Below are 17,093 nucleotides of genomic sequence, written 5' to 3'. Positions count from 1 at the left end.
TAACAAGAACATCGATGTAATTGCGGCTTCCAGCCGGAACATATCTGCAGACACAAACGAAGCTTTGGGTGGAGGCGGGGATGCTTCTTCGCCGACGGAACGACTGCCTGAACAAAGTGAAGGCTGGCCCGCAAACAGGCGTTACTGGAAACTACGCTGAACATACGCGCCGCCGGCCTGCCCGGCGCAGGTTGCTAAAAAAATCCGTACTTATGCTGGCGGGTCATTTAGTGGAGCGGCGAAGAAGTATCCCCGCCTCCGCCCCACAAATCTGTAACCAATTGCGTTCAATCTCGCACCAACAAACTGCAATTTATATGCGGATGGGGATGAGTTGTTCGGACTCGGAGGAAAGCGTGGCCCTGCCGGCAGTCATATTGGTGATGTCTTCCGTGACCTTTTCCAATTCGGATGGGGGAATGAGCAGGTGCAGGGTGACGCCTTCGCCGTAATCGGCGTCGAGGCTTCGGATCTCATTCTGACGCATGTAGTGTTCGATGGTGGCGAGGTGTTCGTAGCCGATGGCCACATCGAGCTGGGCAAAGGGCGTCATTTCCAGTTTGGTTGCGGCATCAATGCCTAAGGCCGCCGCATGGGAATAGGCGCGGATCAGGCCGCCAGCGCCCAATTTAATACCGCCGAAATAACGGGTAACTACCACGACGATGTTGGTCAGCCCGTTTTTTTTTATGGCTTCCAGAATCGGATTGCCCGCCGTGCCGCCGGGTTCGCCATCGTCGTTGGACTTCTGCTTGGCGCTGTCCTCGCCCAGTACATAGGCCGAGCAGTTATGACGGGCATCGAAGTAGCGCTTCTTGATGGCCGTGATGAATTCCCGGGCATCTTCTTCCGTCTCTACATGACGCAGATGGGTGATGAATTTGGATTTCTGTATTTCATAGAGCGTTTCCACGCTGTCGTCGATTTCTTCAATGGTGCGATAGCTATGCATATAACCTCCTGATTTTGAGAAAAAATTCCTCCTTATAGTATACCTACTGTATACATGGAAAAAAAGGGCGTACGGACAAAAATTTTTATGGTAATCTGCCCAGTTTTGTAGTATTCTTAGCTTATTATATGAAGCGCCGCGGATGGCAGCAGCTATACAAATCACAGAAAGCAGCGGTGCTGGGAAGGTTGTGTTATTAAGTCCATGAACGAAGGAAAAATGAACAGAGGTTTGAAGAACAGGCACTTGCAGCTGATTTCCCTGGGCGGGGTTATCGGCAGCGGCTATTTCCTGGGGACGGGATATGTGCTGGAGCAGGCGGGGCCTGCGGCGGTGCTGGCGTATCTCTTGGGCGGCATCATCGTGCTCTGCGTGATGCTTTGTCTGGCAGAACTGGCGGTGGAAAAGCCGATTTCCGGTTCTTTTGTCACCTATGCCAAGGAGCATATCTCGCCGACCTGGGCCTGCGGGGTAGGCTGGGCCTACTGGCTGACCTGGGTGGCCTATGTGCCCTCGGAAATGATTGCCGCGGGCATCATCATGAATCTCTTTTTGCCGGCGGTGAGCCAGCTATGGTGGGCGGTATTTTTCAGCCTGCTGGTGACCTGCATCAATCTCTTTCATGTCGATAAATTCGGGGAAAGCGAATCCTGGCTGGCGCTGATCAAGATCATTGCCTTGATGGCGTTCAGCGTGGTGGCGGCGCTGATCTGCTTTGGCCTTATCGGGGATCAGGGCTATATCGGGGCCAGCGTGCTGCTGGGCAGCGGTGGTTTTGCGCCTAATGGTTACTGGTCCATCGTGCTGACCATGGTGATTATCCTCGTGAACTTTCAGGGCACGGAAATCATCGGGCTTGCAGCTGGCGAGTGCAAAGATCCGGCCAAGAGCATTCCTATCGCCGTGCGTAATGTGACCTGGCGTATCATCGCGCTCTACATCATTCCGATTACGCTTTTGGTTTCCATCCTGCCATGGGACAAGGCTTCCCTTGAGGAAAGCGTCTTTGCGGCGGCGGTCAACCAGTATGGCCTTACGGGCTTTGGCGCGTTCTTTGCGTTCGTCATCCTGACGGCGGCGATTTCCTGCTCCAATTCCGGCCTTTACGGTGCGGCTCGTGCCATGCATGCTCTGGCCAAGATGGATATGGCGCCGAAAGCTTTTGGCACGCTCAATAAGAACGGTATGCCGGCGCATGCTATCTGGATTTCCATCTGCGCCTGCTGGGCGGTCATCATGCTCTATGCGTTCAATCCCGATTCGGTAATCTACACGTATCTGCTGGCCGTGTCCGGCTTTACCGGTGCGATTGCCTGGATTTCCATCTGCTGGAGCCAGTACCGCAGCCGCAAGGCCATGATTGCAGCTGGAACGGAAGCAGGTCTCAAGTACAAGACGCCGCTGTTCCCGTATGTGACCTTGTTCGGCATCTGGTCGCAGGTCATCTGCCTCGTGATCATGGTATTCATGCCGGACTTAAGAGAAGCATTCTTCACCGGTGTGCCCATGCTGATTGCACCGATGGTCTGGTATAAACTCCGCGCCAGACGGCGGGCGGCCTTGGCCCGCTAAGCGGTTCGGTTGACAACGATATACTAATATGCCCGGGGGTTGATAATGGAAAAACATCATCAGCCCCCGGGCTTTTTTCGTACATTTCTACAAAAATATGAATCGAATTCATTTTTTCCTTTCCTTATACTGATTTTTCCGATATAATAGTAAACAGAATGAAATGTAAAGAAACGGGGCGATGCGATTATGGAAGAGAAAATGGGCCGCCGGGAGCGGAAGAAACTGTTATCCCGGCAGGCGATACTGGATGCGGCGGTGGTGGTATTCAGCAGGAAGGGCTTCCGCGAGGCCTCGATTGCGGATATCATGAATGGTGCGGATCTGGGTACGGGAACGTTTTACAATTACTTCCAGTCCAAGGAGGAACTATTGGTGCATCTCCTGGGGCGGTTGGTGACAGACGTCAATACAGCCATCAAGGAGCTGCGCGAGGATAAGCGGCCGGCTTGTGAGCTCTTGTCGGTTGCTTGTATGCTGACGGCCAAGTTCCTCGACGAGAACCGCTATGTCTTGCCTTTGTTTCTGGCGGCGGCGGACCACTCCGGTTTGCCCGAGGATGCTGAGGAACGCAAGGCCGTGCCCACGCCGGGATTCAAGCCCCTGTTTGAGCGGATCTTGAAGGAAGGGCAGGAGTCTGGCGAGGTGCGTGACGATGTGCCCGCAGAACTCATCACGGAAATGTTCCATTCGATTTATCAGGCCACGGCGTTCAGCAAGCTCGATATTTCCTTTCAGGAGAATGTAGCGATGAAGATGCGGCTGCTGCTGGATGGGATCAAGGTTCAGCAGTCATAATGTATTATATTTTAGGAGAAGGATTCAGATGATTAGTGTAACGAAGCTGTTATTTGCGCGGGAATATTATGGGGATAACCTGCGTTATACGAAGAATGCCCATAGCATGAGAAATGGCGCGGCAGAAGGAATGGGGCCCGTAGTGGTCTGGAATTCCACCAAGACCTGCAACCTCAAATGCATGCACTGCTATATGCAGTCCGATGCGCAGAAGTACAAGAATGAACTGACCACGGAAGAAGCTAAGAAATTCATCGACGATCTGGCCGATTTTCATGTGCCCGTACTGCTGTTCTCCGGCGGTGAGCCTTTGATCCGCCCGGATTTCTTTGAGCTGGCGGAATATGCGCAAGCTAAGGGTGTGCGGCCGACGCTGTCCACCAATGGCACGCTGATCACGCGGGAAGTGGCCCAGCGTATCAAGGATATCGGCGTGGGCTATGTGGGGATTTCTCTCGACGGCCTCAAGGATGTCAACGATAAGTTCCGTGGGGTGGAAGGCGCTTACGAGAAGGCCATGCAGGGCATTGAGAACTGTGTGGCAGTTGGCCAGCGGGTTGGCCTGCGCTTTACCATCAATCATCATAATATCGCCGAGCTCGACGATATCTTTGATTTTATCGAGGAAAAGGGCATCAACCGCGTCTGCTTCTATCATCTGGTTTACTCCGGCCGCGGGGAGAAGATGGTCAATCAGGATGTGACGCCGGAAGAGAGCCGCAAGGCCATGGATACGATTATCCGCCGTACGCGTGATTTCGAGGAACGCGGGCTCGAGAAGGAAATCCTGACCGTGGACAATCACTGCGATGGCGTCTATATGTACCTCAAGGCGCTCGCTGAAGGCCGAGATGAAGCGGCGGCGCAGATCAAGAAATATATCTCGATGAACGGCGGCAACCGCTCGGGCATTGCCTTTGGCGAGGTCGATCCGCTCGGCTATGTGCATCCGGATCAGTTCACCCAGCACCATACCTTTGGCAATGTGCGGGAGCGCAAGTTCGGCGATATCTGGACGGATGTTTCGGCCAGCCCGATCCTGGCCGGGCTCAAAGACCGCAAGCCGCTGCTGAAAGGGCGCTGCGCTAAGTGCAAGTATCTCGACAACTGCAATGGCAATTTCCGCACGCGGGCCGAAGCCGTTACGGGGGATTTCTGGGAGTCCGATCCTTCCTGCTATCTGACCGATGAAGAAATCGGCATCAAGTGAGGAGGGCGCGAAATGAAGATTGTATCCTGGAATACCACGAATAACTGCAATATGTACTGTGCCCATTGCTACCGCGACGCAGGCTGCAAGGCCGAGGATGAACTCTCTACGGAGGAAGCCAAGAAGCTCCTGCGCGAGATTGCCAAGGCCGGCTTCAAGATCATGATCTTCTCCGGTGGCGAGCCTTTGACGCGTCCCGATATCGTGGAACTCGTGAAATACGCCGCGGACCTGCATCTGATTCCGGTGTTCGGCACCAACGGCACATTGATCACGCTGGAAATGGCCAGGGCACTCAAGGAGGCTGGGGCCAAGGGCATGGGCATCTCGCTGGATTCCCTCGATAAGGATAAACACGACAAATTCCGTTCCTTTCCGGGGGGCTGGGAAGGGGCCGTGCAGGGCATGAAGAACTGCCGGGAAGTGGGCCTGCCCTTCCAGATCCATACGACGGTGATGGACTGGAACCAGCATGAACTTGAGGGCATGACGGATTTTGCCGTGGAAATCGGCGCCAAGGCCCATCATTTCTTCTTCCTCGTGCCGACAGGCAGAGCAGCTACGATTGAGGAAGAATCCCTGCGGGCGGAGCAGTATGAAGATGTGCTCACGCGCATCATGAAGAAGCAGCAGGAAGTGGATATCGAGCTTAAGCCGACCTGCGCGCCGCAGTTCCTGCGCATTGCCGACCAATTAGGCGTCAAGACGCGTTTCCATCGCGGCTGTCTGGCAGGGCTTTCCTATTGCATCATCAGCCCGCGGGGCAAGGTGCAGCCCTGTGCCTATCTCAATATGGAGCTGGGCAATGTGCGCGAAACGCCTTTTGATGAGATCTGGCGGGACAGCGAAGTGCTCAAGAAGCTGCGCACGCTCGAATACAGCGGCGGCTGCGGTTCCTGCAATTACAAGGGCATCTGCGGCGGCTGCCGGGCCAGGGCAGCTTACTACCATGGCGGCGACTATATGGCCGAGGAACCCTGGTGCCTTTATCATGGCCGTCGTGGAGAATAAAAAAATATTATCCAATTATTATCAATCGGGACACATTTAGACATGTGTCCTTTTATTGTACGATGAAAAGCGATACAATAAGAGCAACAAGAGGGAAGCAGGATTGCTGCTTCCCCCCAATCAAGATAGTTACTGACATTTACATAGGAGGATGTACAATGGACGCAAAAGAGATCTTGGCCAAAGTTGACCATACATTATTGAAACAGACCGCCACCTGGGCGGATATCGAGGCTGTCTGCGAGGAGGCTGTGGCCTACAAGACGGCTACGGTGATGGTTCCTTCCTGCTATGTGCCGAAGATTGTCGCCAAGTACGGCGATAAGCTCAAGGTGGCCTGCGTGGTCGGCTTCCCCAACGGCAACTGCAATACGGCCGCCAAGATTGCGGAAACGGCGCAGGCGCTGGCCGATGGTGCACAGGAAATCGATATGGTCATCAATATCGGTGCTTTGAAAGACGGCGAAACGCAGTTCGTGACCGATGAGATCAAGGCGCTGAAGAATCTCTGCGGCGACCGTGTCCTGAAGGTCATCATCGAGACCTGCTTCCTGACAGAAGCCGAGAAGATTGCCGCCTGCCACTGCGTGACGGCAGCCGGTGCGGACTTCATCAAGACTTCCACGGGTTTTGGCCCCAAGGGCGCAACGCTCGAAGACATCAAGCTCTTCAAGGAAAACATCGGTGAGGGCGTGCAGATGAAGGCCGCCGGCGGCATCCACACCCGCGAGGAAATGGAAGCGTTCATCGCCGCTGGCTGCACCCGCCTGGGCGCTAGCGCTGCGGTCAAAGTGCTGAAAGACGAGGTGGACAAATAATGGGTAAGTTCAAAAGAGCGTTTGTTATTGTTTTGGATAGCTACGGCATCGGCCAGGAACCGGATGCTGCAGAATTCGGCGATGGGGCATGCAACACCCTGAAATCCATCGTGGCTTCGGATAAATATGACACGCCAAATATGAAGAAGCTGGGCCTCTTCAATATCGATGGCGTAGACTGCGGCGAGCCGGTGGAAGCGCCGCTGGGTTCCTTTGCCCGCCTGCGGGAACTTTCCCGGGGCAAGGACACCACGACGGGGCATTGGGAAATCGCCGGCATCGTATCCGAGCGTCCCATGCCGACCTATCCGAATGGCTTCCCGTCTGACCTCATCGAGAAGCTCGAAAAAGCCTTTGGCAAGAAGATTCTCTGCAACAAGCCCTATTCCGGTACGGCAGTCATCCATGACTATGGTCAGGAACAGGAAAAGACCGGCGGCCTGATTGTCTATACCTCTGCCGACAGCGTGTTCCAGATTGCGGCCAATGAAGCCGATGTGCCTGTGGACGAACTCTACGGCTACTGCAAGACGGCCCGCGAGATCCTGCAGGGGGAGCATGGCGTAGGCCGCGTGATTGCCCGTCCGTATGTAGGCGAGTATCCGAACTACACCCGCACGTCCCGCCGCCACGATTTCTCCCTCGATCCCACGGGCGATACCATGCTGGATGCCCTGCACCGCAAGGGGCTCGAAACCATCGGTGTGGGCAAGATTTCCGATATCTTCGCCGGCCGCAGTGTGAGCCGTTCCCTGGGCATTAACAAGGACAATGTGGATGGCATGGAAAAGACGCTGAAGCTCATGGACGAGGACTTTGAAGGCCTGTGCTTCGTAAACCTCGTGGACTTTGATATGGCGTATGGCCATCGTCGCGATATTGACGGTTATGCTAACGCTGCTACGGTTTTCGATAAACAGCTTGGCGAGTTTATGGCCAAGATGCGCGATGATGATGTGCTCATGATCACGGCGGACCATGGCTGCGATCCCGGCGCACCGGGCACGGATCATACCCGCGAATACATCCCTCTGCTGATTTATGGCAAGCAGGTCAAGGCTGGCGTGAACCTTGGCACCTATCCGACCTTTGCCATGATTGGTGCTACGATTTCCGACATGTTCGGCTGTGATCTGAAGACCAAGGGCGAGAGCTTGCTCCCGCGTTTCATCAAGGATTGACCTTTGACTATACTATAAAATGAAAAGAGGAATTCCATTATGAGAATGTATGACCTGATTACCAAGAAAAAACATGGTGAAGTGCTGACGGATGAAGAAATCCAGTTCATGATTGACGGCTATGTCAAAGGTGAGATTCCCGACTATCAGATGTCCACGATGCTCATGGCTATCTGGTTCAATGGCATGAATGACCATGAAATCACCTGCCTGACCATGTGCATGGCAAAATCCGGCGATATGATCGACCTGTCCGCTATCGCCGGCAAGAAGGTTGACAAACATTCCACGGGCGGCGTAGGCGACAAGACCACGCTGATCGTCGGCCCGATCGTAGCTGCCTGCGGTGGCAAGGTGGCCAAGATGAGTGGCCGCGGCCTCGGCCATACCGGCGGTACGGTGGATAAACTTGAATCCATCCCCGGTTACAAGACGGCCCTGGACCGTCAGGAATTCTTCGATACGGTCAACAAATGCGGCATCAGCCTGATTGGCCAGTCCGGTAACCTCGCGCCGGCTGACAAGAAGCTCTATGCGCTGCGTGACGTGACGGCAACGGTGGACAGCATTCCCCTGATTGCTTCCTCCATCATGAGCAAGAAGCTGGCCGCAGGTTCCGACTGCATCCTGCTCGATGTCAAGACGGGCAGCGGCGCCTTCATGAAGACGCTGGATGATTCCATCAAGCTGGCGCAGACCATGGTGGCTATCGGCGAAGGTGCCGGCCGCCGCACGGTTGCCCTGATTACCGATATGGATACGCCGCTGGGCCTCGGCATCGGCAACAGCCTCGAAGTCATCGAATCCATGGATGTCCTCAAAGGCCATGGTCCCGCTGACCTCACGGAAGTTTCCCTGCAGCTGGCCGCCAATATGCTCTATCTCGTGGGCAAAGGTGAACCGGATGAATGCCGCAAGATGGCCGAAAAATCCATCGAGGATGGTTCTGCTTTCGAGACCTTCTGCACCATGGTCAAGGAACAGGGCGGCGACGACAGCGTGCTGCGCGATTACACGAAATTCGCCCAGGCTCCGTATAAAGCAGAAATCAAGGCTGAGAGCGATGGCTTCATCACGAAGATGAATGCCGAAGCCATCGGCGAGATGTCTGTAATCCTGGGCGCTGGCCGTGAGACCAAGGAAAGTGATATCGACTTCTCCGCTGGCCTGATGCTGCACAAGAAATACGGCGACGAAGTCAAGAAGGGCGATGTACTGGTAACGCTGTACACTTCCAAGGAAGCAGCCCTGCAGAGTGCTGAAGCTCTGTATCGCAAATCCGTCGTCATTGGCAGCACGGCTCCGGCAAAGAAACCGTTGGTCTATGCCCGCGTGGAAAAAGATAAAGTAGAGAAGTACTAAGGCTTTACAATTGAATGATTTGACTGGTCAATCTGACCAGTCAAATCGTTCCACAAAGTTGTCAAACAATTATGTATTGAAGGAGTGTTTTTGCGGTGGAAGATAAAGAACTGATCGCGGCGGCGAAGAAATACCGCGAGTTTTCCTACAGCCCCTATTCCAAGTTCAAGGTAGGCGCGGCGGTGCTTACGAAGAAGGGCAATGTGTATGGGGGCTGCAATGTGGAAAATTCCAGCTTCCCCATGACCAATTGTGCTGAGCGTACGGCTATCTTCAAGGCAGTTTCGGAAGGGGAGCGGGAGTTTGAGGCCATTGCCCTGATTGCCGATACCCCGGAACCCTGCTCTCCGTGCGGTGCCTGTCGGCAGGTGATGGTGGAATTCAAGATTCCGAAGATCATCATGGCCAATATGAAGGGCGATGTGCAGGTCGTCACGCTCGAAGAATTAATGCCCTATGCCTTCACGGAATTTTGATATATTGACAATAATAGGGGATTTGTGCGAAAATAGGTCAAGTGTCCTATAACACAAATTATCAGACGCCATACAGGCGTTGTACTCTCTAAAAGGGGAATGAAATCATGTATTTTTTTGTCAACCTTATCGGCATCCTGGTCTTTGTGGCCATTGGTGTCCTGCTCTCGAAGAAGCGTAAAGCCATCCAGTGGCGCTGCGTAGGTGCCCTGCTGGCCCTCAATGTGTTCCTGGCCTGGTTCCTGACCTCGTTTTCCATTGGCCGTGAGATCATCGTCGCGGCGGCTGCCGGTTTCAACTGGCTGGTCAGCGTGGCCTATGAAGGTATTGCCTTCGCTTTCCCGGACTGGGTGCATGTACCGCAGATGAACTTCTTCACTTCGGCCCTGCTGCCCATCCTGCTGGTGGTGCCGATGTTCGATATCCTGACTTATATCGGGGTACTGCCCTTTGTGATCAGATGGGTGGGTAAGCTGCTGGCCTTCCTGACCAGAGCACCGAAGTTCGAATCCTTCTTTGCTATCGAAATGATGTTCCTGGGCAATACGGAGGCATTGGCTGTTTCCAGCCTGCAGCTCAAGCGCATGAAGGCTGACCGCTGCCTGACGCTGGCCATGATGTCCATGAGCTGCATCACGGCAGCCATGGTGGGTATCTACATCAAGATGATGCCCGGTGAATTCATCCTGACGGCAATTCCTTTGAACGTCATCAATGCCCTGATTGTCACGAACATCCTGCATCCGGTAAGGATTGCGGAATCCGAAGATACCGTAGCGACGGTAGGCGATGGTGGTACGGAAAAAGAGCCATTCTTCTCCTTCCTGGGCAACTCCATCCTGGGGGCCGGCCGCCTGGTCCTGATCATCTGCGCCAACGTTATCGCTTTCGTGGCATTGGCCAAACTCATCGATATGCTGCTGGTGCTGATCCATCCGGCCATCACGCTGGAAAACATCCTGGGCTGCATCATGTTCCCGTTCGCCTGGCTTATGGGGCTCGAGAGCAGCGAAGCCTTCCAGCTGGCACAGTTCATGGGCACGAAGCTCGTGACCAACGAATTCGTGGTCATGCTGAGCGTGCAGGATACGCTGTCCACGTTCAGCCGCCATATGCAGGGCGTGCTGACGGTGTTCGTTACTTCCTTTGCGAACTTCGCTACGCTGGGTATGATCATCGGCTGCTTCAAGAGCATGGTGGATGAGGACAAGAACGAACTCATCTCCCGCAACGTGGCCTATATGCTGCTGTCCGGTATTCTGGTATCCCTGCTGTCCGCAGGTATCGCCGGCCTGTTTATCTGGTAAATGAAATAATACAAGGGTAACCCCTGCTTTGGATCATCATCCTGACAGGGCGTTGCCCTTTTTTCTTTTGCAGGAGAGAAGGCATTATGGGTAGAATATAAAAACAAACGGGAAAGGGAGGTCTTGGCGTGCCGGAAAAAATCAAACCTGAATTGTTGCAATTCCTACAACCGGGGCAGCTGCCCCTGAAGATCCTCGTGGTAGAAAGCCTGGTCTATCTGCCGGAGCTGCGGCAGATGTTTCCGCAGGCCAGCCTTTATGCGGTGACGGCGGATGCAGATGCGATGCTGGACTATCAGGGGCTGGATGTTGCCTTTACGGAACTCAATTATCTGGATGCGCCGCTGCCTTATCCGCGGGAGTTTTTTGACTATATCATCTCGGACCTGACCTTGGAGCAGGCCGGCCATCCGCAGGATATTGCGGCTGGATTTTCCCGCTTCCTGAAAGAAACGGGCAGTTTCCTGACGAGTTTCCGCAATATCCGCCATTGGAGCCAGCTGGGAGATTTGTTGGCCGGGCATTACTATAATGTGGTGGCCCGGCTGTTTGCCCGGCAGGAATTCGAGCGGCTGTTATATGCTTCTTATTATAAGATGGTCTTCATGGAAAGCCAGAAGCGGCCGGCGGAGGAGAAAGTCCTGCAAAAGCTCCTGCAGGCGGGCTTTGATAATGAGGGGGATGACCTCAATACGGAGTTCTATCTCGTGCGGGCGGACCGCTCCATGCCGGAGATGGCCCTGCTGAAGTCCATGTATACGAAGGATGCGCGGCGGCGGCTTTCGCTGTATCTGCATCGCATCGAGTATGGCGTGGAAACGGCAAAGAACTGCCGCGCACTATGGCAGTTCTATCAGGAGACAGGGCTCTTTGCCGACTATACGGCAGCGTTCATCAAGCAGGCGGTGTTCCATCCGCAGGATTTTTACCGGCATTTGCTGGCGCATTCGCCGGAGAGGCGGGCGGAAATCGGGCAGATGCTGCAGGCCGCCCTGCATAATGTCACTTCGGCAGAGGAAGATGCGATGTTGCAGGAATTATGGCAGGAATGGCAGGAGAGGGAAGATGGGAATGGATGAGTCTAAAATTGCCTTTATCACCTGTACCAACAGTGAGGACTGGTACAGTGAATGCCGGCTGTATCTGGAAAGCCTGACAATCCCGGCAGGCATGACTGCTGAGTTTATCCCCATAAGGGGGGCAGCTTCCATGTGTGCCGGTTACAATCAGGGCATGGCGGCGACAGATGCCCGCTACAAGGTCTATCTCCATCAGGATACGCTGGTGGTCAATAAAGACTTAGTGCAGGATCTCTTAGATATCTTTGCTGAGCCGTCCATCGGTGCCGTGGGGGTGATCGGCTGCCGCAGCCTGCCCTATAGCGGGGTGTGGTGGGATGGCCTGCGCACCTATGGCCGGGTACTGCATGCCTGTGAGCCAGAAAGTGTGGTGGATTCCCATTGCCGGGAGCCGGAAGGGGCCTATCAGGAAGTGGAGGCGGTGGATGGCCTGTTCATCGCTACGCAGTACGATATCCGCTGGCGCGAGGATCTCTTCACGGGCTGGCATCTATACGATACATCCATGTGCAAGGAGATGCAGCGGGCAGGCTATAAGGTTGTGGTGCCCAATCAGGAGCGGGATTTCTGGTGCATCCACTGTCCCAAGGAAAAGCCGCTGGCCTATGAATACAAGGGCTATCAGAAGGCCTTTATCCGGGAGTATGGACGGGAGCTGAATCCGGAGGTGTGATATGGGAGCGCAGGCTGAATTCACGTGTATTGAACCTTCTTATCTGGAGAAGTTCTTCTGCGATGGCAGCAAGTGCGGTTCGCTCTGCTGCTATGGCTGGCAGCAGATCTTGGATGAAGAAGCCCTCTTTCGCTATCGCTCGCTGCCAGGGGCAGAAGGCGAACGACTGCGGGCGGGCCTGATCTACCTGGAGGAGGCCGAAGGCTTTGGCTTCCTCCATAAGGACGATCACTGTGTCTTCCTGCGGGAAGACGGGCTCTGCGGCCTGCAGAAGAAATATGGGGCCGGAATGCTCACGGATGTCTGCGCGGAATATCCCCGCAAGACGCGGCTCTTTCCGCATCATATGGTGGAGCGGGCTCTATGCGTGACCTGTCCTGTGGCCGCAGGATTGATCATGGATTCGCCGGAACCGCTGACCTTGGTGCAGCGGCAATTGCGTTCGGACCGGCAGGATTACTTCTTGCCATCAGGGGATGCGGATGTGCTGGCGCAGCTGAAGTTCTTCGACTGGCAGATCAAGGGCATCGAAATCCTGCAGGATCGGCAGCATACTCTGTCCGAGCGCCTGCAGGAACTCCTGCGGGTGCTCACAAAAGCCGATGAGGAGCTGCCTTGGGGACGGGATATGGACGGAATCATCTGGCAGGAATGGGACTGGGCGAAAAAATATCAGTTCTTCCGGGAGTTCGTAACGGGTATCGAGGATAATACCGGGCAGACGGCAGATTATCTGCAACGGGCGCAAGCTCTGGCTATTGACGGCAGTGCGGCCAGTCTGGAATCGCAGGAACTATGGCAGGATTACAGCTATATGCTGGAAAATTATCTGGTCAATGAGTGGTTCAAGGAATTATATCCCTGTGCGGTTTTGGGTACTTTTGCTTATAATGGCATGTATTTTGTGGTACAATGGGAAATATGGCAGTTCTTATTGCGGATTGTTTTGTTGAACAATGAGGAGAACAAGACAGTGCCGCAGCTGATTCGGGAAACAGCGCAGTGGCTGGCTTCCCGGTTGAATCATTATACGGCCGCAAGAGAGGTCCTGATGAAGCTTTTGCGTGCGTAAGATATTGGGGAATAATAAATCATTTGGGAGTTAGTCTGTTTATGGAGCATGATACGTTGAATTGGCTGAATCTGGCCGACAAGTTTGCCAGCGATGGCGACCTGAAGGGGATGCGGGCTTGTGCGCGGGAACTTTGGGAAATAGATGCAGAGAGCATGGATGGGGCGGCGGTTATGGCTGAAGCTGCCCTGTACACGGGGGATCATGAAGAAGCTCATGCTCTGGTGGATGAGATCCTGCGCAAGAAACCGCGTCATCTGCGTGGCCGTCTGGTGGCTGCAGGTCTGGCTGCGGTAGAATTCCGTCTGGATCAGGAGATCCCGGAACTGCATGCACTGGTGCAGGAATTGGAGCGCAAGCTTTGGGCACTGACTCCGGATGAACCTTACTATAAGATTGTCCAATATCTGGTGGAAAAAGCCCGGGGGTGGCTGGCCGATGGCTATTATCTGGCAGCCCAGCCAGATAAGGCGGCAGAAATGTTGTTGGCCTATAGCAAGAATGCCGCAGATGATGATGAGAAGGCAGCTGCCTATAGCAAATTCCTCTTTATGCGCAACTATCGGGAATTGGGCTCGCTGGAGGGGCGGGATTTGGCCCTGAAATACGAAAACATGCTGAATGTCACGCCCTATCTGCATGAAAATGTGAAGAAATTGCCGGAGAAGAAGCTGAAGATTGGCTATATCTCACCGGATTTCCGCCAGCATGCCGTGGCCAATTTCGTGGCGCCGCTCTTAAAGAATTTCGATGGTAGCCGGTTTTCCGTGTATGCTTATTCACTTGGGCAAAGGGATGACGTGACCAAGAGGCTTATGGCTTCGCCGGTGGTTTGGCGGGACTTGCGGGGACGCAGTCCGCGGACGGCTGCGCGGCTGATTGCCGAAGACCAGATCGATATATTGGTGGATCTGTCCGGCCACAGCCAGAACAACGCTATGCCCATCATGGCCCTGCGGCCGGCACCGGTGCAGGTAGCAGGCATTGGCTATATGAATACCACGGGACTTTCGACCGTGGATTATTTCCTGTCGGATGAAGTCTGCCTGCCTGCGGGGGATATGGCTGCGCAGGGCTTTACGGAAAAGATCCTGCGCCTGCCGCATTCCCATCTCTGCTATGTGCCTGGAGCGGTACGCGAGATTCCTGCGGCCGGAACCGAGGCGCCCTGTCTCAAGAATGGCTATGTGACTTTTGGCTCCTTCAATAATCTGGCCAAGGTCACCGATGAAACCTTGCTCCTGTGGCGCGGCATTCTCGATCAGGTGCGCAGTTCGAAGCTCGTGCTCAAGGGGAAAATCTGCAGCATCGAATCGGGGCGCGCCATCCTGCGCGACCGCCTGAAGCGCCTGAGCTTTGACCTGTCCAAGGTGGAGATGCGTCCCTACAGCCCCGACTATATGGAACAGTACCGGGATATTGATATCGCACTCGATACCATGCCTTACAATGGCGGCCTGACCACCTGCGAAGCACTTTTCATGGGCGTGCCTGTGGTGAGCATCCGCGGGCGGCGACATGGTTCCCGCTTCGGTGCGTCCATCCTCGTGAATGCTGGTGTCAAGGAACTCGTGGTGGAGAACGATATCAACTATGTGCGCCGGGCGGTGCAGCTGGGCAACAGCCCCGAACTTATCGGTGCTTATCATTCGGGACTGCGGGCCAATATGCTCAAATCGCCGCTGATGGATGTGCAGGGCTATATGCGCGAATTGGAACGTGGATATTGTGAGATATGGCGAAATTTTTGCACAATATAAAAAACACTTGCTTTTTTGACTGAAACAATATATAATAATACGCATGGACGTTCTTTTTCTTGGCGTAATCTACAAAACTAGGGGACTCAGGGATACAGGGACATCTAAATATTATTTTTTCTTTTAGGTAAGGGGATTATCGTATGGCTTTTGAAGACAAGACTTTGGTATGCAAAGAGTGTGGGAAGGAATTCACTTTCACTGCTGGTGAACAGGAATTCTACGCTGAGAAGGGATTCGAGAACGAACCGGCACGTTGCCGTGACTGCCGTGACAAGCGCCGTCGCAGCCGTGATGGTGGCGAAGCCCGCCAGATGTTCAAGGTTGTTTGCGCTGAATGCGGTAAGGAAACGGAAGTTCCGTTCGAGCCGAAGAACGACCGTCCGGTTTACTGCCGTGACTGCTTTAACAAAAAAAGAGGCGAAGCAATGTAATTTTTAACCCTTGCGTAATTTTCGCAACGGCGTTATACTATCATTGTGCGTGACGAGTGGAGTTTGAGCGAAACGCTCAGACTCCATTTTTGTATCGTTGTAAATTTTATTTGAGAGTGGGGTTATTCTATGAAGATGAAAAAAGTTTTATCCCTTCTGGCAGCCGGTGCTTTCGCTGTGTTTGCCATGGCTGGCTGTGGCAGCGACAATGGTGCAGCTCCTGCCGGTGATAAGCAGGCGAAAGTCCTGAAGGTTGGTTCCTCCATCGACTTCCCGCCGTTTGAATTCCAGGATGAAGGGCAGAAGGAATATCAGGGCTTTGATATGGACCTGATCCGCGCCATCGGCAAGGAAATGGGGCGTGATGTGGAAATCCAGAACCTGGGCTTTGACGGCCTGATCCCGGCATTGCAGGGTAAGAGCGTGGATGTGGTCATCTCCGGTATGACCATCAATGATGAGCGCAAAGCTAACGTGCTGTTCTCTGATCCGTACTATCAGTCCGGTCTGACCATGGTTGTCCGTGAAGACGAACAGGCCATCAAGAAGTTTGCTGATCTCAAGGGCAAGAAAGTCGCCGTACAGATCGGTACCACCAGCGCTGCGGAAGTCAAGAAGCTTGACGGTGTAGAAGTCAAGGAACTCAACACGCCGGCTGACTGCTTCATGGAACTCAAGGCCAAGGGCGTGGACGCTGTTGTAAACGACCGTCCGGTCAATGATTACTTCATCACCAAGAATGCTGCTCAGGGTGTCAAGGTGCTCGAAGAGAAACTCACGGCTGAGGACTATGGCATTGCCATCAACAAGGACAATGCAGACCTGCAGAAGGAAGTCAATGCAGCCCTCAAGAAGCTCAAGGAAAATGGCGAATACGACAAGATCTTCGCAAAATGGTTCGGCGAGAAAAAATAAAATAGAAATGATCAGGGACTGATAGATATCCCCTGACAGTCCAAAGTCCGCTGATGTAAGTTTCAGCGGGCTTTTTTTATAAATTGCAGTTTGTGGGTACGTGCTTAAACGCAATTAGTTACAGATTTGTGGGGCAGAGGCGGGGATACTTCTTCGCCACTTCACTAAATGACCCGCCAGCAATAGTGCGTACTGTTTTAGTTACCTGCGCCGGGCAGGCCGGCGGCGCGTATGTTCATCTCAGTTTTTAGTAACGTTTGTTTGCGGGCCAGCCTTCACTTCGTTCAGGCAGTCGTTCCGTCGGCGAATAAGCATCCCCGCCTCCACCCAAAGGTATATCTGTGTCAAATGGCTAAGTCTCAGCTGTAAGCCGCAAGTACATCGATGTGCTTGTTACGGGAGAAGCGAGTTTGTGCCGATAGCTAAATCCGTGTCTTGGGGCGAACGGGGGAGTGCTTTTTCTGGTGGAGCGA

At 53.9% G+C, this 17,093-nt stretch carries 16 protein-coding genes; 15 read left to right on the top strand and 1 reads right to left on the bottom strand.

From position 1 onward, the window contains the following. Positions 1-313: 313 nt before the first annotated feature. Positions 314-952: a YigZ family protein gene (locus BLQ59_RS14580; RefSeq protein WP_074573551.1), complete on the bottom strand. Its 639-nt coding sequence runs from the start codon at positions 950-952 to the stop codon at positions 314-316. Positions 953-1,156: 204 nt separating this feature from the next. On the opposite strand from BLQ59_RS14580, the gene BLQ59_RS14575 reads away from it, so the two are divergent. From BLQ59_RS14575 to BLQ59_RS14505, 15 genes are all read left to right on the top strand, one after another. Then, positions 1,157-2,524, top strand: a complete 1,368-nt coding sequence (locus BLQ59_RS14575) for an amino acid permease (protein ID WP_074573550.1) — start codon at positions 1,157-1,159, stop codon at positions 2,522-2,524. 189 nt (positions 2,525-2,713) lie between these two features. Next, a complete protein-coding gene (locus BLQ59_RS14570) occupies positions 2,714-3,322 on the top strand; it encodes a TetR/AcrR family transcriptional regulator (protein WP_081342607.1) in 609 nt (202 codons plus the stop codon). Positions 3,323-3,350: 28 nt separating this feature from the next. Further along, entirely contained in the window at positions 3,351-4,532 is a 1,182-nt protein-coding gene (gene nirJ1 / locus BLQ59_RS14565) for a putative heme d1 biosynthesis radical SAM protein NirJ1 (RefSeq protein ID WP_074573549.1), read from the top strand. Between the two features lie 12 nt (positions 4,533-4,544). Next, entirely contained in the window at positions 4,545-5,543 is a 999-nt protein-coding gene (nirJ2, locus tag BLQ59_RS14560; protein WP_074573548.1) for a putative heme d1 biosynthesis radical SAM protein NirJ2, read from the top strand. Between the two features lie 158 nt (positions 5,544-5,701). Continuing rightward, positions 5,702-6,361, top strand: a complete 660-nt coding sequence (gene deoC, locus BLQ59_RS14555) for a deoxyribose-phosphate aldolase (protein ID WP_074573547.1) — start codon at positions 5,702-5,704, stop codon at positions 6,359-6,361. Next, positions 6,361-7,542, top strand: a complete 1,182-nt coding sequence (locus tag BLQ59_RS14550; RefSeq protein ID WP_074573546.1) for a phosphopentomutase — start codon at positions 6,361-6,363, stop codon at positions 7,540-7,542. Before deoC ends, BLQ59_RS14550 begins: the two co-directional genes overlap by 1 nt. Positions 7,543-7,581: 39 nt before the next feature. After that, positions 7,582-8,904, top strand: a complete 1,323-nt coding sequence (locus BLQ59_RS14545) for a pyrimidine-nucleoside phosphorylase (protein WP_074573545.1) — start codon at positions 7,582-7,584, stop codon at positions 8,902-8,904. A gap of 95 nt (positions 8,905-8,999) precedes the next feature. Next, complete coding sequence (locus BLQ59_RS14540; RefSeq protein ID WP_074573544.1) at positions 9,000-9,380, top strand: cytidine deaminase; 381 nt, start codon at positions 9,000-9,002, stop codon at positions 9,378-9,380. A 107-nt stretch (positions 9,381-9,487) separates the two neighbouring features. Further along, on the top strand, positions 9,488-10,687 hold the full coding sequence (locus tag BLQ59_RS14535) for a NupC/NupG family nucleoside CNT transporter (protein WP_074573543.1): 1,200 nt from the start codon (positions 9,488-9,490) through the stop codon (positions 10,685-10,687). 128 nt (positions 10,688-10,815) lie between these two features. After that, positions 10,816-11,766, top strand: a complete 951-nt coding sequence (locus BLQ59_RS14530) for a class I SAM-dependent methyltransferase (protein WP_074573542.1) — start codon at positions 10,816-10,818, stop codon at positions 11,764-11,766. Further along, positions 11,753-12,439: a glycosyltransferase family protein gene (locus tag BLQ59_RS14525; RefSeq protein WP_074573541.1), complete on the top strand. Its 687-nt coding sequence runs from the start codon at positions 11,753-11,755 to the stop codon at positions 12,437-12,439. Before BLQ59_RS14530 ends, BLQ59_RS14525 begins: the two co-directional genes overlap by 14 nt. Position 12,440: 1 nt before the next feature. Then, entirely contained in the window at positions 12,441-13,511 is a 1,071-nt protein-coding gene (gene fliB / locus BLQ59_RS14520; RefSeq protein WP_074573540.1) for a flagellin lysine-N-methylase, read from the top strand. Between the two features lie 41 nt (positions 13,512-13,552). Then, positions 13,553-15,271 (top strand): O-linked N-acetylglucosamine transferase, SPINDLY family protein, encoded by a 1,719-nt coding sequence (locus BLQ59_RS14515; RefSeq protein WP_074573539.1) that lies wholly within the window; start codon positions 13,553-13,555, stop codon positions 15,269-15,271. A gap of 143 nt (positions 15,272-15,414) precedes the next feature. Then, positions 15,415-15,705, top strand: a complete 291-nt coding sequence (locus BLQ59_RS14510) for a zinc-ribbon domain containing protein (protein ID WP_026760067.1) — start codon at positions 15,415-15,417, stop codon at positions 15,703-15,705. Between the two features lie 129 nt (positions 15,706-15,834). Next, positions 15,835-16,620 carry a basic amino acid ABC transporter substrate-binding protein gene (locus BLQ59_RS14505; protein ID WP_074573538.1) on the top strand — a complete coding sequence of 262 codons (786 nt, stop codon included), beginning with the start codon at positions 15,835-15,837 and terminating at the stop codon, positions 16,618-16,620. The last annotated feature ends 473 nt before the right edge of the window (positions 16,621-17,093 follow it).

Source organism: Pseudoselenomonas ruminantium (assembly GCF_900104055.1).
GTDB classification, from domain to species: domain Bacteria; phylum Bacillota; class Negativicutes; order Selenomonadales; family Selenomonadaceae; genus Selenomonas_A; species Selenomonas_A ruminantium_C.
The sequence above is the reverse complement of the archived record's forward strand: the minus strand, read 5'-3'. Positions and strand labels throughout refer to the sequence as shown.